Source organism: Pseudomonas sp. 67(2021) (assembly GCF_017491835.1).
Lineage (GTDB): Bacteria > Pseudomonadota > Gammaproteobacteria > Pseudomonadales > Pseudomonadaceae > Aquipseudomonas > Aquipseudomonas atacamensis.
This window is the reverse complement of record NZ_JAFGYL010000006.1, coordinates 146,851-165,916: the sequence shown is the minus strand read 5'-3', so window position 1 is coordinate 165,916 and position 19,066 is coordinate 146,851. Positions and strand designations below refer to the sequence as shown.

Genomic DNA, 19,066 nt, shown 5'->3' with positions numbered 1-19,066 from the left:
TGTGGGGAATCTTTTGATCTGTGCGATCACCGAACATAAAACGCCAAGGTCATTTCTGTCCAATTGACCGATGTAACCATCTAGTACATTTTATCTCCACAGGCTGAACCCTCTCGGCCGATGCCAAAAACAAGAAGTGGAGTTACCCCATGTCCCCTACCGTTCTGGTGCTTAACGGCCCGAACCTGAACCTGCTCGGCACCCGCGAGCCGGCGACTTATGGTCATGAAACCCTGGCGGATATTTCCGCGCTGTGTGGTCGCGCGGCTGACGAGTTCGGTCTGACCGTGGAATTTCGCCAGACCAATCATGAAGGCGAGCTGCTCGACTGGATTCACGCCGCGCGTGGTCGTTGTGCCGGGATCGTGATCAATCCGGCGGCGTGGACGCACACGTCCGTGGCGATTCGCGATGCCTTGGTCGCCAGCGAGCTGCCAGTGATTGAAGTGCACCTGTCCAACGTCCACGCCCGTGAGCCGTTTCGTCATCATTCATTTGTTTCCGGCATTGCCACGGCGGTGATGTGCGGGTTCGGCAGCCATGGCTATCGCCTGGCGCTGGAGCATTTCAGCCAGCGGTTGCAGAGGTAAGAACCATGTCGCGTTCCAAGGTGATACTCGCCGGGCTGATCGGCGCCGGGATTCAGGCTTCACGCACGCCGGCACTGCACGAGCACGAAGGTGATGCGCAGGGCCTGCGGTATCTGTACCAGCTCATCGACCTCGATCAATTGCGCCTCGACAGCACGGCTCTGCCCGACTTGCTGCAAGCGGCGGAGCGGATGAATTACACCGGGCTGAACATCACCTTCCCGTGCAAACAGGCAGTCATCCCGCTGCTCGATGAGTTGTCGCCGGAAGCCCGTGGCATCGGCGCGGTGAACACGGTGGTGCTGAAGGACGGCAAGCGTGTCGGCCACAACACCGATTGCCTCGGTTTCGCCGAGGGTTTTCGCCGGGGTCTGACAGACGCTGCCCGTGAACGCGTCGTCCAGATGGGCGCCGGTGGCGCTGGCGCGGCGGTGGCCCACGCGCTGCTCAGCGAAGGCGTACGGCAATTGACGATTTTTGATGTGGACCGCGAGCGTGCCGAGAGCCTGGCAAACAATCTGAATCAACATTTTGGCGCCAGTCGCGCGCAGGCGGGGCGGGATTTGCCCGGGGCGCTGGCGCAGGCCGATGGCCTGGTCAATACCACGCCGATGGGTATGACCAAGCTGCCGGGGTCACCGGTGCCGGCCGGGTTGCTGCGCAAGGCAATGTGGGTCGCGGAGATTGTGTATTTCCCGCTGGAAACCGAACTGCTGCGCGACGCCCGCGCCTTGGGTTGCCGCACGCTGGATGGCGGCAACATGGCGGTGTTTCAGGCGGTGAAGGCGTTTGAACTGTTCAGCGGCGTGGTGCCGGATGCGCAGCGCATGCTCGAGCATTTTCAGAGCATGAATGGCTGAATATCAAAGCGGCCCCTGTGGGAGCGAGCCTGCTCGCGAAGGCGCCGATTCAGTCAACGAACAGGCCGACTGACACACCGCTTTCGCGAGCAGGCTCGCTCCCATAGGGGGGATCGACTCAGGCCTTCAGGTAGCGCAACACCGATTCGCAGATCATCTCGCGGTGGCGCTGCTTGATGGTTTCGTCCGGCAGGTCGATCTGGAAGATTTCCCCCAGCGTGTGGCGGTTCGACACGCGATAGAAGCAGAACGAACTGATCAGCAGATGCACGTCCAGCGCATCGATGCCACGCCGGAACAGACCTTCGTCCGCGCCTCGTTGCAGAATCCCGCCCAAGGTATCGAGGATCGTGTTGTTCAGCGCCTTGATCGCATCGGAACGCTTTACGTACTCGGCGTTGTGGATGTTTTCGATGCTGACAATGCGCACGAAATCGACGTTGTGGTCGTGGTGATCGAAGGTGAATTCCACCAGCCGGCGGATCGCCAGCTCGGGCGGCAGTTCGTCCAGATGCAGGCGGTTTTCCGTGCTGCGGATATCGCCGTAAAGCTTCTCCAACACCTCGACGTACAACTGCTCCTTGCTGCCGAAGTAGTAATAGATCATGCGCTTGGAGGTGTGGATGCGCTCGGCGATCGCGTCGACGCGGGCGCCGGACAAACCCTGCTGGACGAACTCGACGATCGCCTCCTGGAGAATGTTTTCGCGGGTCTTTTCCGGGTTGTTCTTGCGACTCTTGCGCGGCACTGCCTCGGACTCGACAGCAGCGGCGGAAAGTTCTGAATTCATGGTCATCGCGGGCTCACGGCCATCACTGCACAAGCTGGCGATTATGGGCCGCGCGGGACAGTGAAGGAAGCCGCGCAGCCGGTGTTTGATCCCGCGTTTACGAATTTCCTACAACTTCGCCTGACGCACCGCACCACTGCGGGATTTGGCCATCGCCGCCAGCCGCACCGCAACGTTGGCCGCGCCGTAGCCGGCATAGCCATTCTTACGCTGGATGATCTCGAAAAAGAAACGCCCTTCGAACGGCTCGGTGTAGACATGAAACAACTCGCCGCCTTGGGCGTCACGGTCGTAGAGCACGTTGTAATAGGCCAGCTCGCTGAGAAACTCATCGTCGAAATCGAAACGCGCGGCGAGGTCGTCGTAGTAATTCAGCGGGATGTCCAGCAGCGGCACGCCAGCCTCTTTGGCGCGACTGACCTGGGCGAAGATGTCGTCACAATCGAAGGCGATGTGGTGCACACCGGAGCCGCGATAACTCGATAGCGCATGCGAAATGGCGGTGTTTCGGTTCTCGGAGATGTTCAGCGGCAGCCGGATCGAGCTGTCGCGACTGCGCAGTGCGCGGCTCTTCACCAGACCGTACGGATCGGGCAAGACCACCTCATCGTCGGCTTCGAAATCCAGCAGGCTTTTGTAAAACAGCACCCAACTGTCGAGGCTGTCGGCAGGCAGGGCCATGGCCATGTGATCGATACGCTTGAGGCCGCCGCCGGTCTGCGCGTCGGGCAACAGATTGAAATCGGTGCCGTACACGTCGGCGTCCGCATCGACCAGATAAATCAGGCTGCCGTCCGGTGCGCGCACCGCCGCCAGTTCCAGTTCATTCGGCCCGACCAGCCCGCGATAGGGCTGCCCCTTGTAAGCGACGGCGCGGGCCAGCGCACTGGCGCTGTCCTTGACCCGCACGGCCGTGGCGCACAGCGACGGGCCGTGAGCTTCGAAAAAGCTGTGGGCGAACGAATACGGCTCGGAGTTGAGGATCAGGTTGATATCGCCCTGACGCAGCAGGCTGACGCTCTTGGAGCGATGCTGCCCGGCCTTGGCAAAACCGAGGCGTTGCAGCCAGTGACTGAGCTTCGCGCCTAGCGCTTCGTCGACGGCAAACTCAAGAAATTCCACACCGTTGTATTCGCTGGCCGGCGGCGTTTCGAAAAGAATGTCACGGTTGGCCACCGGCGGCGCTTCCTGCTCGAGACGCTGGCGGGTCTTCTCTTCCAGATACAGCAGCGAGCGCAAACCGTCGGCGGCGTTGGCCCGTGGCGGCGCGGCGCGGAAGCCGTCGTTGAAGATTTCCAGCGACAACGGCCCGGTATAACCACTCTTGATGATCGGCGCGAGGAACCCCGGCAGATCGAATTCGCCCTGCCCCGGGAAACAGCGGAAATGCCGGCTCCACTCCAGCACGTCCATGGCCAGGATCGGCGCGTCGGCCATTTGCACGAAGAAGATCTTGTCGCCGGGAATGTCGGCGATCGCGCTGGGATCGCCCTTCAGCGACAGGGTGTGAAAGCTGTCGAGCAGCACGCCGAGGTTGGGGTGATCAGCCTGACGGACGATGTCCCAGACCTGTTGATAAGTATTGACGTGGCGGCCCCACGCCAGCGCTTCGTAACCGATGCGCAAGCCACGGGCGCCGGCGCGTTCGGCCAGCAGGCGCAAGTCATCGACGAGGATTTGCTGATCGCCGACACTGTCCGGCGAGGCGTTGCTGCAGACCAGCACCAGGTCGGTGCCAAGTTCCTGCATCAGATCGAACTTGCGCTCGGCACGCTCGAGGTTGCGCGCCAGGCGATCGCGGCGGCAGCCCTCGAAGTCACGGAACGGCTGAAACAGGGTGATGGCGATCCCCAGATCGGCGCACATCTGTTTAATTTCCCGGGGACTGCCGTCGTAGTACAGGAGGTCGTTTTCGAAAATCTCCACGCCGTCGAACCCGGCGGCGGCAATGGCTTCGAGTTTTTCCGGCAGGGTGCCGCTCAAGGAAACGGTGGCAATGGAACGCTGCATGTTTCAACTCCCGGACTGCGCCGCTTTATCTTTACTGTAGGAGCTGCCGAAGGCTGCGATCGTTTGATCATGATTACCAAAACAGCAAAATCAAAAGATCGCAGCCTTCGGCAGCTCCTACCGGGGAATGGGTTTTTATAGTGAGGGAAATTATTGGCTGCATCCCTGCGCGCAGCAATTTAAAGTGTACTACCCGGTTAGTTTTGCGTGCGATTATCGAACACTAAGGCGATTTGGCGAATTGACGATTTTTTGTTCACTGCCCAACATCGGTTGCACATCGAGTCCGGCCACTAACCACCGGGCAAGGTGTTCGACAGAAAAGAACACCAAATAACAAATCCAAAAACGGGTGGAACACATGATTCCTTCACAGACTTCCCGCATGGCTCCGGCCATGAGCACTGCCACGGGTGGCATAGGCGACAAGATCCGCGGCGCCATGGCTGTCGGCAAGACCCGCTGGGGCATGCTGGCGCTGGTGTTTTTCGCCACCACCCTCAACTACATCGACCGCGCCGCCCTCGGCGTCATGCAGCCGATCCTCGCCAAGGAAATGAGCTGGACGGCGATGGATTACGCCAACATCAACTTCTGGTTTCAGGTCGGCTACGCGATCGGTTTTGTCCTGCAGGGACGCCTGATCGACCGGGTCGGCGTCAAGCGCGTGTTCTTCTGCGCCGTGCTGCTCTGGAGCCTGGCCACCGGCGCCCATGGCCTGGCGACCTCGGCGGTCGGCTTCATGGTCTGCCGCTTCATCCTCGGCCTGACGGAAGCGGCCAACTACCCGGCCTGTGTAAAGACCACGCGCCTGTGGTTCCCGGCCGGTGAACGTGCAGTCGCTACCGGCATTTTCAACGCCGGCACCAACGTCGGCGCGATGTTCACGCCGATGCTGCTGCCATTGGTCCTGCATGTGTGGGGCTGGCAAGCGGCGTTCCTGTGCATGGCGGCACTCGGCGGCATCTGGCTGTTGTTCTGGGGCTTGAAGTATTTCAATCCGGAAGACCATCCGACGGTGAAACAGTCGGAGCTCGATTACATCCAGCAGCAAGTCGAACCGGAACAGGCCCGCGTGCCGTTCAGCAAGATCCTGCGCATGCGCGGCACCTGGGCCTTCGCCCTCGCCTACTCGCTGACCGCGCCGGTGTTCTGGTTCTATCTGTACTGGCTGCCGCCGTTTCTCAATCAGCAATACAACCTCGGCATCAACGTCACGCAGATGGGTATTCCGCTGATCATCATCTACGTCACGGCTGACTTCGGCAGTGTCGGCGGCGGGATTCTGTCCTCGTTCCTGATCGGTCGCGGCATGAATTCGATCAAGGCGCGGCTGCTGTCGATGTTGCTGTTTGCCTGCTGCATCATCGGCGTGGTCATGGCCGCCGGCTCGGCGAACCTGTGGGTGGCGGTGGCGGCGATCTCGCTGGCGATCGGCGCGCATCAGGCCTGGACTGCGAACATCTGGAGCCTGGTGATGGACTACACGCCCAAGCACATGATGAGCACGGTGTTCGGCTTCGGCGGCATGTGCGCGGCGATCGGCGGGATGTTCATGACCCAGATCGTCGGCCACATCCTCACCGTCACCAACAACAACTACACGGTGCTGTTCACGCTGATCCCGGCGATGTACTTCCTCGCACTGACGTGGATGTACTTCATGGCACCGCGCAAGATTCCGACCGTCGAATAACCTGCCTGCATACATCCCATTGTGGGAGCGAGCCTGCTCGCGAAGGCGTCACGTCAGCCGCTGAATATGGCGACTGACCCACCGCTTTCGCGAGCAGGCTCGCTCCCACAAGTTGTACCGGGATCCGCTCTTCAGCGCCGGCTCTGCTGCCACGCTGCCGCCAATCCGCTGCAACAGATCACTGCGATACCAATCACCGTCAACCCGCTCGGGGTGTGATTGAACAGCAGCCAGCCCAACAACCCGGCAAAGACAATCTGGCAATAGCCGAACGGCGCCAGCAATGCCGGTGCGGCGTGACGGAAGGCCTGGGTCAGGAACAGATGCGCCGTCATCCCGCAACTGCCCAGCGCCAGCATCAGCGCCGCGTGAGTCCACGTCGGCACTTGCCAGAAGAACGGCACCAGCGCGCTCATCACCAGCGTATTGCACAGCCCGGCAAAGAAGTTGCTGGTGGTCGGGCTGTCCACTTCGGCGAGCTTGCGCGTCAGCAGTTGGTAGAAGCAGAAGAACAGCGCCGAACAGAACGGCAGCAGGATCGCCGGGGTAAACAGTTCGCCGCCCGGGTGGACGATGATCAGCACGCCGATGAAGCCGCAGATCACCGCGATCCACTGCCCGCGCGTCACGCGTTCCTTGAGCAACGGCACCGATAACGCCGTCACCAATACCGGCGCGAGAAAGTTGACCGCCGTGGCTTCCGCCAGCGGGATGTACAGCAGCGCCGTGGTGAAAAACAGGCTGGTGCCGAGCAGGCACAGGGCACGGGCGAGCTGCCATAACGGTTTCTTGGTGCGCAGCACACGCAAGCCGGACTGCGGCAGGAAAATCCCCGCCATCAACAAGGTGTGCACCACATAGCGCGCCCACACCACCATCACGATCGGATAAAAACCGGAGAGGTATTTCGACAACGCGTCGTGGCTGGAAAACAGGAATGTCGCCACGACAATCAGCAGGATCCCTTTGAAGGGCTGGTTGACACCGGAGAGCGGGGTGCTGACGGTCATTGGCAATCTCTGAAAAAAATCCGGGCGAGCGTTCGCGCTGGCGGCAATCGTTGTGGCAATCATAGTCGGCTGAGCTTTCAGCAACCGCACAGGTTGCACTCTTCTTCGCCGGGAAACCGCCGCCAGGCAAAACCTTGAGGCAAGATTCCCGCCACTTCGGCGCCCGGCCAGTGTGCAACATCACAGACTGCCGTCGAAACAGCGGGTTCATGAATTCGACGGAAGAAATTCCACTCGGGATTGAATTCACGGCCCGCTCGACCGTCAATACCAGGCTCGCACCATGTGGGCGCGTGTGCATGGACGGACGACCGGACTGGCGCCACACTCACACAGCGGCAACACTCATCACCAGCAGTTTCATCACCGGCAATAAAAGAGGATTCCCACATGCTATGGAAAAAAGGCCGACGCAGTGACAACGTCGTCGACGCCCGGGGTGATGATGCCGGCGGTGGCGGCGGCATGCGCTTCGGTGGCGGCAAAGGTCTGAGCCTGACCGCTATTGTGCTGATCGTCGGCATCGGCTGGTTCACCGGCCAGGACCCGATGCAGATTCTCGGTCAGTTGACCGGGCAGATGGAGCAGCCGGCGCCCACCTCGCAAACCCGCCAGGCGCCACCGGCCAATGATGAACAGGCTGAATTCGTCCGCTCGATTCTCGGCGACACCGAAGACACTTGGGGTCCGATCTTCCAGCAGGCCGGACGCCAATACAAAGACCCGACACTGGTGCTGTTCAGCAGTCGGGTGAACTCCGCGTGCGGCATGGCCACTTCTGCCACCGGCCCGTTCTACTGCCCGGCCGACCAGAAGGTCTATCTGGACATGGCCTTCTTTCAGGAGATGTCGCAGCGCTTCAAAGCCGCTGGCGATTTCGCTCAGGCTTACGTGATTGCGCACGAAGTCGGCCATCATGTGCAGACGCTGCTGGGCGTCTCGGCGAAGATGCAGGCGGCGCGTCAGCAAGGCCGGCAGATGGAGGGCGACGGCGGCTTGCTGGTTCGCCAGGAATTGCAGGCGGACTGTCTCGCCGGTGTCTGGGCGTATAACGCGCAGAAACGCCTGAACTGGCTGGAACCGGGCGACATCGAAGAAGCCTTGAACGCCGCCAACGCCATCGGCGATGATCGCTTGCAGCAACAGGGTCAGGGCCGTGTGGTGCCGGACTCGTTTACCCACGGTACGTCAGCGCAAAGGGTGCGCTGGTTCAAAACCGGATTCGCGCAAGGCCAGGTAAGCCAGTGCGACACCTTCGCGGCGAAAACCCTGTAAATGCATAAATGGCTTGTGGCGTTACTGTTCATCGCCGGCACCGCGCAAGCCGCCGGCGTCGATGCGATCAGCCCCGGTCGCCTGCAACTCAAGGCCGGGGAAATGGCAGTGGGCATCGGCCCGGCACCGGAGAAGATCGAGCGGGTGCTGATCGTCATTCACGGTCGCCTGCGCAACGCCGAGACCTACCGCAAAAGCGCGGAAAGCGCCGCCGAGCTCGCCGGGCAGACCGCGCACACGCTGGTGATCGCTCCGCAGTTTCTCAATGAAAGCGACGTCACCCTGTATTCCTTGCCGCCGACGGTGCTGCGCTGGCAGGGCAACGAGTGGATGGGCGGCGGCTTGTCCACCGGGCCAAATCCGCTGAGCTCCTACGCGGCGCTGGATGAAATCGTCGCGCGGGTCAGCGATCGCAAACAGTTTCCGGACGTAAAGCAGATCGTGATTTTCGGCCACTCCGGCGGTGGTCAGGTGGTGCAGCGTTACGCCCTGCTGGCCAAGGATCAGCCAGCGCTCAAGGCCAACGGCATTCGCTTGCGCTATGTGGTGGCCAATCCTTCTTCTTATGCGTACTTCAACGAGCAGCGGCCAGTGGCGTTCGATCACGCGCAATGTCCTGGTTTCAATCGCTGGAAGTACGGCCTGGCGGACATGCCGGTGTATGCCGGCGGGCAAACGCCGTTGCAGGTCGAGAGCGCTTACGTCAAACGCGAGGTGATTTATCTGCTCGGGCAGCAGGACGTCGATCCGGAACATCCGGCGCTGGACAAGAGCTGCGCGGCCGAGGCGCAAGGGGCTTACCGCTTGATGCGCGGGAAGCTGTATTTCGGTTATTTGCTGCGCCGGCATCCTGAGGGGGTCAATCAACGGCTGATTGAAGTGCCCGGGGTCGGGCATGACGGGGATGGGATGTTGACGTCGGCGGAGGGGCAGAAGGCGTTGTTTGATCAGTGAGTTTTTTGCTGAATCCACCGGCGCTTTCGCGAGCAGGCTCGCTCCGACACGGGAATGAATACCCCAGTTGGAATGCATTCCTCTGTGGGAGCGAGCCTGCTCGCGAAGGCATCCGATCAGACAACAACCATCTCAGGCCTGAAGCATCCGCCGCAACTCAACACAATCCTGAGCATGCCAATCGGTCAGCTCCGGCCACGGGTTATCCGGCAGATTCACCAACACCGTCCGCGCCCCCGCTGCTCGGCCGCAATCCAGATCAAAGCGGTAATCGCCGACCATCACCATGTTACTGGCCGGCACTTGCCAGGCTTCGGCCAGTTTCAGCAAACCGCCGGGATGCGGCTTCGGCGGTGCTTCGTCGCGACCCAGCACATCCTCGACCGCGAAGCAGTCGGCCAGGCCGATCGCCTCCAGCGTGACATGTGCCAGCTCCCGCGCATTGCGCGTGAGAATGCCGAGGCGATAACCGCGCGCATGCAGGTCGCGCACCAGCTCCACCGCGCCGGTGGCCGGGGTCGAGCCCAACGCCAGATCGCGCTCATGCTCGAGCAACCAGGCATGCTTGGCCGCTGCTTCATCCGCTGGCAATGCAGCGAGATGGGTGAGGATGTCGTCCTCGGGCGGAATCGCCAGCGCCACGCGAATCGCCGCGAAATCATGCACGGCGACGGTCAGGGTGCCGTCCATGTCGAACACCCAATGACGAACCTCGGTCAGGCTCATGCCCAGTCCTTGCGATGGCGGATCAGGCCTTCCTGAGTCACCGAAGCGACCAGTTGCCCGGCGCGGTTGAACACGCTGCCACGGGAAAAACCACGGGAGTTGCCGGCCCACGGGCTGTCCATCGCGTAGAGCAACCAGTCATCGGCGCGCAGGTCGTTGTGGAACCACAGCGCGTGATCGAGGCTGGCGACCTGCATGTCCTTCTGCCAGACCGACTTGCCGTGGGGCAGCATCGACGTGGTCAGCAGGCCGAAATCCGAGGCGTACGCCAGCAGGTATTTGTGCAGCGCCGGGATGTCGGCCAGGGCGCCGTCGGCGCGGAACCACACATATTTGATCGGATCGGCCGGTTGCGGGTTGTACGGATCCTTTTCGGTGACCGGGCGTACTTCGATCGGTTTCGGGCACAGCAGTTTTTCACGCATGTGCTCGGGAATCAGGTGCGCACGCTGCTGGATCAGCTCCAGCTCCGAGGGCAGGTTTTCCGGGCCGACCACCGCCGGCATCTGGCCCTGATGCTCGAAGCCTTTTTCGTCGTACTGGAACGAAGCGCTGCACGTGAAGATCGGGTGGCCCTTCTGGATCGCCGTCACACGGCGGGTGCTGAAGCTGCCGCCATCACGGACGCGATCAACCGAATAGACCACCGGCAACTTGGCATCGCCCGGGCGCAGGAAATAACCGTGCAGCGAGTGCACATGACGCGCCTCTTCCACCGTCTGACTGGCCGCCGACAGCGACTGGCCGAGCACCTGACCGCCGAACAACTGGCGGAACCCCAGATCCTGGCTGCGACCACGGAACAGGTTTTCTTCGATCGGTTCCAGGGTCAGCAGATCGACCAGATCTTCCAGCACTTGGCTCATTCAGACTCTCCTCACACAAAGCAATGGCCGCGCAGTCTTGGCTGCGGCGGACGATTCAGGTTCTGGCACGGGCCAAATACGATGGCGGCCATTGTAAACGTCCGTGTCGGCTTATTCATGCAAGGTTTGCAGCCATTGTTCGCGGCTGATGCGATACAGGACATGGCGGCGCAACGGGTGATCGAGCGCAAGCCTGGGGTGATCGAAATCATCCTGCGGATCGTGATGCATGCCGATCGCCTGCATGACCTTCTCCGACTGCGCATTCTGCCCGGCGGTAAACGAGACGATTTCCTCCAGTTTCAACTGGTCGAAACCCGCGCGCAGTGCGGTCCACGCCGCTTCGCTGGCGTAACCCAGGCCCCAGTGTTCCTTGGCCAGCCGCCAGCCGATCTCCACCGCCGGGGTAAACGGCGCATCGAAGCCGACCACGCCCAACCCGGTGAAACCGATGAACTCGCCCGTGTCCTTGCGCTCCAGCGCCCACAGGCCAAAGCCATGCTCGGCAAAATGCCCGCGCACGCGGCCGATCAGCGCGGCACTTTCGAGCCGGGTCAGCGGCGCCGGAAAGTAGCGCATCACCTGCGGATCGGCGCACATCGCGGCGAATGCCGGCAAATCCTCGTCCTGCCACTGACGCATCAACAAACGCGCGCTTTGCAGCTCCAGTATCGGCTCCATCGTCCCCTCCATTTCCATGCCGTTGAGTCTACATCGCTGGTAGGATCGTTCATTCTTTCCCTGGTTCTGCGCGAAACAAGCCATGCCCTTGCCGTTGATCTACCACGAAGACTACAGCCCCGAGTTTCCCGCGGATCACCGCTTTCCCATGGACAAGTTTCGTCTGCTGCGCGATCACCTGGTCGACAGCGGCCTGACCCGCGACGCCGACCTGCTGCGCCCGCAGATCTGTCCCAACGACATCCTCGCCCTCGCCCATGACCGCAGCTATATCGAACGCTACATGAGCGGCGAGTTGTCCCGCGAAGACCAACGGCGCCTCGGCCTGCCCTGGAACGAGGCGCTGGCGCGACGCACCGTGCGCGCGGTGGGCGGTTCGATTCTCGCCGCAGAGCAAGCCCTGGAACATGGCCTGGCCTGTCACCTGGCCGGCGGCACCCATCACGCTCACTACGATTACCCCGCCGGCTTCTGCATCTTCAATGACCTGGCGATCATCAGCCAGTACCTGTTGCAGAGCGGCCGGGTCAATCGCGTGCTGATTTTCGATTGCGACGTGCATCAGGGCGACGGCACCGCGCGGATTCTGCATGACACGCCGGAGGCGATTACCGTTTCCCTGCACTGCGAGAAGAATTTTCCCGCACGCAAAGCCGAAAGTGACTGGGATATTCCGCTGCCCAAAGGCATGGGCGATGCCGACTATCTGCAGGTGGTCGATGACACGCTCAATTACCTGCTGCCGCTGTATCAACCGGATCTGGTGCTCTACGACGCCGGCGTCGATGTGCACAAGGACGATGCCCTTGGTTATCTGCAACTGACCGACGCCGGGGTGGCCGAGCGCGATGAACGGGTCATGCGCCATTGCCTGGGCCGCGACATTCCGGTGGTCGGGGTGATCGGCGGCGGCTACAGCAAGGATCGCCACGCCCTCGCCCGCCGCCACGGCATCCTCCATCACAGCGCGCAACGAGTGTGGGATTCACACGGCTGTCATTGAAACGTGCTGCGTTACCCACAATCGCTGTGGAACTGCCTGTGGATAACCTGAGCGAAAGGGACTGCAGGCCATGCTGCCCAAGGCGCCCAGCGCACTGTTTATTTTTTAACCAGCCTCGAAATACACCGCAGCCCCGGTGGGAGCGAGCCTGCTCGCGAAAGCTTTAGCACCCACAACATCTAATTGACTGACAGACCGCGTTCGCGAGCAGGCTCGCTCCCACATGGTGTCTCCCACAGGGTTCAGCGCTGTTAGAATGCGCGCCTTGTTCCGCCATACCGCAGCGCATGCCCATGACCCTGAATTCCGCCCCCGCCAATACCCACGTCGCCATCATCGGCGGTGGCCCCGCCGGCCTGATGGCCGCCGAAGTGCTGAGCCAGGCCGGAATCCGCGTCGACGTGTACGACGGCATGCCCTCGGTCGGGCGCAAGTTCCTGCTGGCCGGGGTCGGCGGCATGAACATCACCCATTCCGAAGCCTACCCGGCATTCCTCTCCCGCTACGCTGAGCGCGCACCGCAAATCGCCCCGCTGCTGCGCGGATTCGATGCTGATGCCTTGTGCCAGTGGATTCACGAACTGGGCATCGAAACCTTCATCGGCAGCTCCGGCCGCGTGTTCCCCACCGACATGAAAGCCGCCCCGCTGTTGCGCGCCTGGCTCAAGCGCCTGCGCGACAGCGGCGTAGTTATCCACACCCGCCATCGCTGGCTCGGCTGGGACGCAAGCGGTGCACTGCGCATCGCCAGCCCGCAAGGCGAAATCAGCGTAAACCCCGACGCCACCCTGCTCGCCCTCGGCGGCGGCAGTTGGTCGCGCCTAGGCTCGGATGGCGCGTGGATGTTGCCGCTTGAGCAGCGCGGCGTGGATCTGGCGCCGTTGCAGCCAAGCAATTGCGGCTTCGAGGTGCAAGCCTGGAGCGAGCTGATGGTGAGCAAATTCGCCGGCGCGCCGCTGAAAAACATCGCCATCGGTTTGAACGACGACATCCCGCGCTTGGGCGAATGCGTGATCACCGCGACCGGCATTGAAGGCAGCCTGATCTATGCGCTGTCGGCGCCGATACGCGAAGAAATCAATCGCTATGGCGCAGCGGTTATCCACATCGACCTGCTGCCCGGCCGGCCTGTGGATAAATTACAGGCAGCGCTGAGCAAACCACGTGGCTCGCGCTCGATGGCCAAGCATCTGCACAGTCAGGTGGGGATTGATGGAGTTAAGGCAGCGTTGTTGCGCGAGCTGACCGACGCCGAAACCTTCGCCGATCCGGCGCTCCTGGCACGAGCGATCAAGGCGCTGCCGCTGACTCTGGTGAAAACCCGTCCGCTGGACGAAGCGATCAGCAGTGCCGGTGGCGTGAGATTCGAGGCGATGGATGAGCGCTTGATGCTCAAGGCGCTGCCGGGGGTGTTTTGTGCGGGCGAGATGCTCGACTGGGAAGCGCCGACGGGCGGCTACTTGCTGACCGGGTGTTTCGCCAGCGGGCGCGCGGCAGGGCTGGGAATCGTCCAGTGGTTCAAAAGCAGCAGCAAGTTCTGAGCTGCAAGCTGCAAGCCGAAGCAAAGCGCTTCTAACTTGCAGCTTGCAGCTGAACGCTCGAAGCTGCTTTCAGGGTTTGCGCTTGCGCGGTCCAGTATTGAACACCGGCACTTTGCGCACTGGCTTGATCGATGGCTCCGGTGCCGAGGTCTCGCCGCTGTCGACCCACTTGCCCAGATTGCGTTTACCACCGCCACCGCCCGACGCTTTCGGCTTCTTCGGCTTTTTCGGCTTCTTGATCACCTGACCGCTGGCGTCGGTGTCCGGCACGCGGTGCTCGGGTTCGAAATCCGGTTCGTTCTGGCGCTTCAGGTTCTGCCGCGTCAGCATCTCGATTGCCGACAACATGTTCACTTCGTCCGCACACACCAGCGAAATCGCCTCACCGGTGGCACCCGCGCGACCAGTCCGGCCGATGCGGTGAATGTAATCCTCGGCGACGATCGGCAGATCGAAGTTGACCACCAGCGGCAGGTCTTCGATGTCCAGACCACGAGCGGCGACGTCGGTCGCCACCAGAATCTGCACTTCGCTGAGCTTGAACCGGTCCAGCGCGCGCTGGCGGGTCGCCTGGGGTTTGTCGCCATGGATGCCGTCAGCATTCACACCGAGGCCCTGAAGCTTTTCCACCAGCGCATCGACGCCGTTGCGCGTCTTGGCGAACACCAGCACCTGCTTCCACTTGTTCTTGCGCATCAGGTGCACGAACAGTTCGGCCTTGCGCTTCTTGTCTACGGTGACGATCCACTGCTTGACCGTGTTGGCAGCGACGTTGCGCGGGCTGACTTCGACGCTCAAAGGATCGTTGAGCATCTGCCCGGCAAGCAGGCGGATGTCATCGGAGAAGGTCGCGGAGAACAGCAGGGTCTGGCGCTTTTTCGGCAGCATGCGGTAAATGTTCGCCAGTTCTTCCGAGAAGCCCAGGTCGAGCATACGGTCGGCTTCATCCAGCACCAGCGTTTGCAGCTGATTGAGTTTCAGCGCGTTCTGGCGAAACAGGTCGATCAAGCGACCAGGGGTGGCGACCAGCACATCGACGCCGCCGCGCAGCTTCATCATCTGCGGGTTGATGCTGACGCCGCCATACACGGCGTAAGTACGCAGCGGCAGGTTTTCCGCGTATTGGCGCACGGCTTCATGGACTTGCTCGGCCAGTTCGCGGGTCGGCACCAGAATCAGCGCACGCGCCGAGTTGGCGGTGACTTTCGGCCCTTCCATGGCCAGCAACTGCAACAGCGGCAAGGCGAAACCGGCAGTTTTACCGGTGCCGGTCTGGGCCGCTGCCATCAGGTCGCGACCGGCCAGCACCGCCGGAATGGCTTGCGCCTGCACCGGCGTCGGGGTCTGGTAGCCGAGCGTCTCGAGGGAGCGCAGCAAGGGTTCGATCAGGCCAAGGGAGGCGAAAGTCATGGGAGTACCGTAGGAAAAAATGACGCGGGGATGCAATGCCGCGCAGTTTACCCTAATTCGTACGCGCTTCCGTCGGAACGGCTTTCGCCTCTTCCACGGGTGGCTGCGCAGGTCGACGCCACTGCGGCAGGCTGATCAGCAGCACCGCGCTGATGATCACCAGCATCGCCAGCGCTTCTTCGATGCCGATGGTCTCGCCGACAAACACCACACCGAGCAACACCGCCACCGCCGGGTTGACGTAGGCATAACTGGTCGCTGCCGCCGGGCGCACGTGTTTGAGCAGATACATGTAGGAATTGAAGGCGATGATCGAGCCAAAGAAAATCAGATAGGCCAGCGCCAGCCACCCTTCGAGCGGCGGCATGGCTTGCAGGTGCTCGCCACTCAGCGCACTGCCGATCAGCAAGACCACGCCGCCGACGAGCATTTCCACCGCGCTGGCCATGGCCCCCGCTGGCAATGGCAGGTATTTGCTCCACACCGAGCCGAACGCCCAGCTCGCCGCCGCGAAGATCAGCAGCATCGCACCGAGCGGGCTCGATTGCAGGTTGGAACCCATGTTGAGCATGGCGATGCCAATAATCCCCAGCGCCACACCCGCCCACTCCAGCCGCGTATTGCGCGCGCCCCAGAAGTAACCGAACAACAAGGTGAACAGCGGCACCGTCGCCACCGCCAGCGCAGCGACACCTGACGCCACACCAGTGTGCTCGGCCACGCTGACCGCGCCATTACCAAAACTGAGCAGCAGAATGCCGACCAGCCCCGCTGCTTTCCACTGCGCCCAGGTCGGCGCCGGCGCCCCGCGCCAGCGCAGCCAGGCGTACATCAAGCTGCCGGCAATGACGAAGCGCACCCCGGCCAGCAACAGCGGCGGCCAGTATTCGACGCCGATGCGGATCACCAGATAGGTCGACCCCCAAATCACGTACAACGCAAAAAACGCAGCGATCAATGGCAGGGAAAAACGGCGCAAGGCAGGCATGGGCAGCTCGACAGTCAGATTTCTGTGGACCGGTCATTCTAGAAAGACCGCCGCGCAAAAATAAGTTACAAAACCTGTTTTTCGCGCCGGTACACTTTTGCATGAAAGCAGCTGAGACCGACAAGGTCCTTGTGGGAGCGAGCTTGCTCGCGAAGGCGGTGCATCAGCAGACATCCATCTTGGATCGTTCCCTCGCTCCGCGTGGGAATGCCTCAACGGACGCTCTGCGTTCGGCTTTGAAAGGGACGCCGAGCGTCCTGGACTTCATTCGCACGCAGAGCGTGGGAACGACCAGTCGGAGTGCCTGGAATCAGCGATAACGCTGCAAATGCTCGCCGACTTTCGCCGCAGGGACTTTCTGCAACTTGCACAACAGGTCGTGATTCAACTCGCGCACCCCGTGCTTGCCCCGCAACTCTTGCGCCAGATGCGCCATCAGATTGGCCGCCATCTCGGCGTCGGCCATGGCCCGGTGAGCCTGACCGGTATGCGGTAGCCGCGCGAAAGTGGTGAGCGTGCCGAGCTTGTGATTCGGCGCCGCCGGCATCAGGCGCCGCGCCAGCAGCAGTGAACAGGCGAAATTCTGCAGGCGGGTGCGTTTGATCCGCCCCAGTTCGAAATCCCAGAACTTCTGGTCGAACGAGGCGTTGTGCGCCAACAGCGGCGTACAACCGACGAACTCGTTGACCTCTTCCATCACCCGCTCGGCCGGCGGCGCGGTGCGCAGCATGGCGTTGCTGATGCCGGTCAGTTGCTCGATGAACGCGGGGACGCGCACCCCAGCGTTCATCAGGCTCTGGTAACGCTCGACGATGCGGCCGTTTTCCAGCATCACCACGGCAATTTCCGTGGCGCGGCAGCTGCTGTTCGGCGACAGGCCGGTGGTTTCAAAGTCGATGACTGCAATGCGTTCCAAACCGGGTTCAACTCCGTACAGATCAGTTCTTGAGCTTAATTCTTTAACAGCAGCGCGCCTTCGATCGGCACGTAACGGCTGGCGGCGCGGATCAGCGAGTTGGCGGTCAGGCCGGGGACGCCGTAGGCCACCGCTTGCACGCCGTGCTTGTTGATGATGCGTTCGAGCAGCATGTCGAAATCGCCGTCACCGGAGGCCAGCACCACTTCGTCGACATGGTCGGCGGCGTCCATGATGTCCAGGGTAATGCCCACGTCCCAGTCGCCCTTGGCCGAGCCGTCGCTGCGCTGGATGTAGGGCTTGAGCTTCACGGTAAAACCGAGGTTGCGCAGGATCTGCTGAAACTGCTGCTGCTTGCTGTCGCCACGGTCGATCGCGTAGGCGTAAGCCTCGACGATCTGCCCGTTCTTGCTGATGTCGGCCCACAATGCGGCGTAGTTGAAGTGGCAACCATAGGCCTGACGCACGGTGTAGTAGAGGTTCTGCACATCGGCGAACACTGCGATTTTTTTCACCGGAGTTCCTGTGGGCGCGCAAGCGCACGAAGCGGGGTCAGGCGATCAGGCCCGAAAAAGGCGCTCAGTATGCCAGCCAAGAGAAAGATTCAGCGAATAATCACCAGCTGGCGCCGAGGTGTCCCTGACAAACGGTGTTGTGGTGAGGGGATTTATCCCCGCTGGGCTGCGGAGCAGCCCCGCTTTTCCTGATTAAAGCGAGGACTGCTGCGCAGCCCAGCGGGGATGAATCCCCTCACCACAGTGTCTATGTCAGCCTTCAGAGGCTATGCCAGCCTTCAGTGTCTATGCCAGCCTTCAAAGACGATGTCAGACAGAGGAGTCGTCGTCATCGAAGAACGACGAATTGTCGCTGCTGTAATCGGCGTCGCTGAAACCGCCCTGGTCATTGCCAGAAAAACCGTTGTCCGTCACGCGCTGATCATCGCCCCAGCCGTTGTTGCTCTGGTCGGCGACCTGCGCCGGTTCTTCCTTGATGACCTCGACGATTTCTTCCGGTTGCTGATTGTGGTGGAACAGGCTGCTGATGCCCTGCGCCAGCATCACACCGCCGGCTACGCCCGCAGCGGTTTTCAGCGCGCCGCCGAGGAAGCTGTTGCCCGCCGCCGGGGCTGCCTGCTGCGCATAGTTGGGCGGCGCGGCGCCGAAGTTCTGTTGCGGTGCCGGAGCCTGATAGCTCTGCTGCGGTGCCGGTTCACGCCAGCCGCCGGAGGACGACGGTGCGGCGCTCTGGCTCGGCGCCGGACGTGAATTGCCGCCGCCAAAGATACTCGACAGGAAGCCACCGCCACCGCTGGATGCCGGTGCGCCGCTCTGGGCCTTGGCCGATTGCAGTTCGGCCTGCAGACGCTGGACTTGCTGAGTCAGCTGCTTGTTCTGCTCGTCGAGGCTTTTCAGCGCGGCCTCTTGCACCAGAATCGCCTGGGTCATGAAATAACCTGCCGCCGGTTGGCGCGTCAGGTGTTCCTTGATCCGCGCCTCGGCCTGGGCGTCGCGCGGGGCTGCCTCCGTTTCGGCCTGTTGCAGCCGGGAAAACAGTCCATCGATCAGGGTTTGCTCTTCGCTGTTCATGGCGACCTCGTAGATTGCCGGTAATAACGTGCCCGCGCCCACTCCGGGTGCGGTGCTCTCCTGTAATGGAGACAGTGACAAAACGTTTCAATGACCTTTACCGAATGTTTACGTTTGTGTCGGCTCGCGTTGCATCGGTTAAAGTGAGCCACTGTTTTCGACCT

At 61.7% G+C, this 19,066-nt stretch carries 18 protein-coding genes; 7 read left to right on the top strand and 11 right to left on the bottom strand.

The window, feature by feature from the left end; translation table 11 throughout:
* Nucleotides 1-149 precede the first annotated feature (149 nt).
* On the top strand, nucleotides 150-590 hold the full coding sequence (aroQ, locus tag J5M66_RS10690; RefSeq protein ID WP_016773081.1) for a type II 3-dehydroquinate dehydratase: 441 nt from the start codon (nucleotides 150-152) through the stop codon (nucleotides 588-590).
* 5 nt (nucleotides 591-595) lie between these two features.
* On the top strand, nucleotides 596-1,450 hold the full coding sequence (locus J5M66_RS10685; RefSeq protein ID WP_206421529.1) for a shikimate dehydrogenase: 855 nt from the start codon (nucleotides 596-598) through the stop codon (nucleotides 1,448-1,450).
* A 118-nt stretch (nucleotides 1,451-1,568) separates the two neighbouring features.
* On the opposite strand, the gene J5M66_RS10680 is transcribed toward J5M66_RS10685, so the two are convergent.
* The gene (locus tag J5M66_RS10680) at nucleotides 1,569-2,246 is read right to left on the bottom strand and encodes a TetR/AcrR family transcriptional regulator (RefSeq protein ID WP_024014415.1); all 678 of its coding nucleotides are present in this window, start codon (nucleotides 2,244-2,246) and stop codon (nucleotides 1,569-1,571) included.
* Nucleotides 2,247-2,348: 102 nt separating this feature from the next.
* A complete protein-coding gene (quiC, locus tag J5M66_RS10675) occupies nucleotides 2,349-4,250 on the bottom strand; it encodes a 3-dehydroshikimate dehydratase QuiC (protein WP_024014416.1) in 1,902 nt (633 codons plus the stop codon).
* 361 nt (nucleotides 4,251-4,611) lie between these two features.
* On the opposite strand from quiC, the gene J5M66_RS10670 reads away from it, so the two are divergent.
* Nucleotides 4,612-5,946, top strand: coding sequence for an MFS transporter (locus J5M66_RS10670; RefSeq protein ID WP_041477757.1), 1,335 nt, complete (start codon nucleotides 4,612-4,614; stop codon nucleotides 5,944-5,946).
* A gap of 131 nt (nucleotides 5,947-6,077) precedes the next feature.
* Here the strand turns inward: J5M66_RS10670 and J5M66_RS10665 are convergent, their stop codons facing one another.
* Nucleotides 6,078-6,956 carry a DMT family transporter gene (locus tag J5M66_RS10665; protein ID WP_016773077.1) on the bottom strand — a complete coding sequence of 293 codons (879 nt, stop codon included), beginning with the start codon at nucleotides 6,954-6,956 and terminating at the stop codon, nucleotides 6,078-6,080.
* Nucleotides 6,957-7,346: 390 nt separating this feature from the next.
* Here J5M66_RS10665 and J5M66_RS10660 point away from each other — a divergent pair, with 390 nt between their 5' ends.
* Nucleotides 7,347-8,231, top strand: coding sequence for a neutral zinc metallopeptidase (locus J5M66_RS10660; protein ID WP_207808208.1), 885 nt, complete (start codon nucleotides 7,347-7,349; stop codon nucleotides 8,229-8,231).
* Nucleotides 8,232-9,185, top strand: coding sequence for an alpha/beta fold hydrolase (locus J5M66_RS10655; protein ID WP_024014418.1), 954 nt, complete (start codon nucleotides 8,232-8,234; stop codon nucleotides 9,183-9,185).
* A gap of 132 nt (nucleotides 9,186-9,317) precedes the next feature.
* Here J5M66_RS10655 and J5M66_RS10650 read toward each other — a convergent pair whose 3' ends face one another.
* The 3 genes from J5M66_RS10650 to J5M66_RS10640 form a co-directional block, all read right to left on the bottom strand.
* Entirely contained in the window at nucleotides 9,318-9,911 is a 594-nt protein-coding gene (locus tag J5M66_RS10650) for an HAD family hydrolase (RefSeq protein ID WP_110603110.1), read from the bottom strand.
* The gene (tesB, locus tag J5M66_RS10645; RefSeq protein ID WP_016773073.1) at nucleotides 9,908-10,777 is read right to left on the bottom strand and encodes an acyl-CoA thioesterase II; all 870 of its coding nucleotides are present in this window, start codon (nucleotides 10,775-10,777) and stop codon (nucleotides 9,908-9,910) included. Before tesB ends, J5M66_RS10650 begins: the two co-directional genes overlap by 4 nt.
* A 111-nt stretch (nucleotides 10,778-10,888) precedes the next feature.
* On the bottom strand, nucleotides 10,889-11,458 hold the full coding sequence (locus J5M66_RS10640; RefSeq protein WP_110603105.1) for a GNAT family N-acetyltransferase: 570 nt from the start codon (nucleotides 11,456-11,458) through the stop codon (nucleotides 10,889-10,891).
* Nucleotides 11,459-11,540: 82 nt separating this feature from the next.
* On the opposite strand from J5M66_RS10640, the gene J5M66_RS10635 reads away from it, so the two are divergent.
* Both J5M66_RS10635 and J5M66_RS10630 read left to right on the top strand, forming a co-directional pair.
* The gene (locus J5M66_RS10635; RefSeq protein ID WP_024014421.1) at nucleotides 11,541-12,461 is read left to right on the top strand and encodes a histone deacetylase; all 921 of its coding nucleotides are present in this window, start codon (nucleotides 11,541-11,543) and stop codon (nucleotides 12,459-12,461) included.
* 293 nt (nucleotides 12,462-12,754) lie between these two features.
* Complete coding sequence (locus J5M66_RS10630) at nucleotides 12,755-14,002, top strand: TIGR03862 family flavoprotein (RefSeq protein WP_207808209.1); 1,248 nt, start codon at nucleotides 12,755-12,757, stop codon at nucleotides 14,000-14,002.
* 69 nt (nucleotides 14,003-14,071) lie between these two features.
* Here the strand turns inward: J5M66_RS10630 and J5M66_RS10625 are convergent, their stop codons facing one another.
* From J5M66_RS10625 to J5M66_RS10605, 5 genes are all read right to left on the bottom strand, one after another.
* The gene (locus J5M66_RS10625; RefSeq protein WP_024014423.1) at nucleotides 14,072-15,412 is read right to left on the bottom strand and encodes a DEAD/DEAH box helicase; all 1,341 of its coding nucleotides are present in this window, start codon (nucleotides 15,410-15,412) and stop codon (nucleotides 14,072-14,074) included.
* 52 nt (nucleotides 15,413-15,464) lie between these two features.
* Entirely contained in the window at nucleotides 15,465-16,400 is a 936-nt protein-coding gene (gene yedA / locus J5M66_RS10620; RefSeq protein ID WP_110602775.1) for a drug/metabolite exporter YedA, read from the bottom strand.
* 310 nt (nucleotides 16,401-16,710) lie between these two features.
* A complete protein-coding gene (locus tag J5M66_RS10615; protein WP_076564198.1) occupies nucleotides 16,711-17,316 on the bottom strand; it encodes a 3'-5' exonuclease in 606 nt (201 codons plus the stop codon).
* Between the two features lie 35 nt (nucleotides 17,317-17,351).
* Nucleotides 17,352-17,831: an NYN domain-containing protein gene (locus J5M66_RS10610; RefSeq protein ID WP_016773064.1), complete on the bottom strand. Its 480-nt coding sequence runs from the start codon at nucleotides 17,829-17,831 to the stop codon at nucleotides 17,352-17,354.
* 309 nt (nucleotides 17,832-18,140) lie between these two features.
* Nucleotides 18,141-18,902: a DUF2076 domain-containing protein gene (locus J5M66_RS10605; protein ID WP_207808210.1), complete on the bottom strand. Its 762-nt coding sequence runs from the start codon at nucleotides 18,900-18,902 to the stop codon at nucleotides 18,141-18,143.
* Nucleotides 18,903-19,066: the final 164 nt, after the last annotated feature.

Coding starts and splice junctions, on each gene's coding strand:
- aroQ (WP_016773081.1), top strand. CDS start 150: ATGTCCCCTACCGTTCTGGTGCTTAACGGCCCGAACCTGAACCTGCTC.
- J5M66_RS10685 (WP_206421529.1), top strand. CDS start 596: ATGTCGCGTTCCAAGGTGATACTCGCCGGGCTGATCGGCGCCGGGATT.
- J5M66_RS10680 (WP_024014415.1), bottom strand. CDS start 2,246: ATGACCATGAATTCAGAACTTTCCGCCGCTGCTGTCGAGTCCGAGGCA.
- quiC (WP_024014416.1), bottom strand. CDS start 4,250: ATGCAGCGTTCCATTGCCACCGTTTCCTTGAGCGGCACCCTGCCGGAA.
- J5M66_RS10670 (WP_041477757.1), top strand. CDS start 4,612: ATGATTCCTTCACAGACTTCCCGCATGGCTCCGGCCATGAGCACTGCC.
- J5M66_RS10665 (WP_016773077.1), bottom strand. CDS start 6,956: ATGACCGTCAGCACCCCGCTCTCCGGTGTCAACCAGCCCTTCAAAGGG.
- J5M66_RS10660 (WP_207808208.1), top strand. CDS start 7,347: ATGCTATGGAAAAAAGGCCGACGCAGTGACAACGTCGTCGACGCCCGG.
- J5M66_RS10655 (WP_024014418.1), top strand. CDS start 8,232: ATGCATAAATGGCTTGTGGCGTTACTGTTCATCGCCGGCACCGCGCAA.
- J5M66_RS10650 (WP_110603110.1), bottom strand. CDS start 9,911: ATGAGCCTGACCGAGGTTCGTCATTGGGTGTTCGACATGGACGGCACC.
- tesB (WP_016773073.1), bottom strand. CDS start 10,777: ATGAGCCAAGTGCTGGAAGATCTGGTCGATCTGCTGACCCTGGAACCG.
- J5M66_RS10640 (WP_110603105.1), bottom strand. CDS start 11,458: ATGGAGCCGATACTGGAGCTGCAAAGCGCGCGTTTGTTGATGCGTCAG.
- J5M66_RS10635 (WP_024014421.1), top strand. CDS start 11,541: ATGCCCTTGCCGTTGATCTACCACGAAGACTACAGCCCCGAGTTTCCC.
- J5M66_RS10630 (WP_207808209.1), top strand. CDS start 12,755: ATGACCCTGAATTCCGCCCCCGCCAATACCCACGTCGCCATCATCGGC.
- J5M66_RS10625 (WP_024014423.1), bottom strand. CDS start 15,412: ATGACTTTCGCCTCCCTTGGCCTGATCGAACCCTTGCTGCGCTCCCTC.
- yedA (WP_110602775.1), bottom strand. CDS start 16,400: ATGCCTGCCTTGCGCCGTTTTTCCCTGCCATTGATCGCTGCGTTTTTT.
- J5M66_RS10605 (WP_207808210.1), bottom strand. CDS start 18,902: ATGAACAGCGAAGAGCAAACCCTGATCGATGGACTGTTTTCCCGGCTG.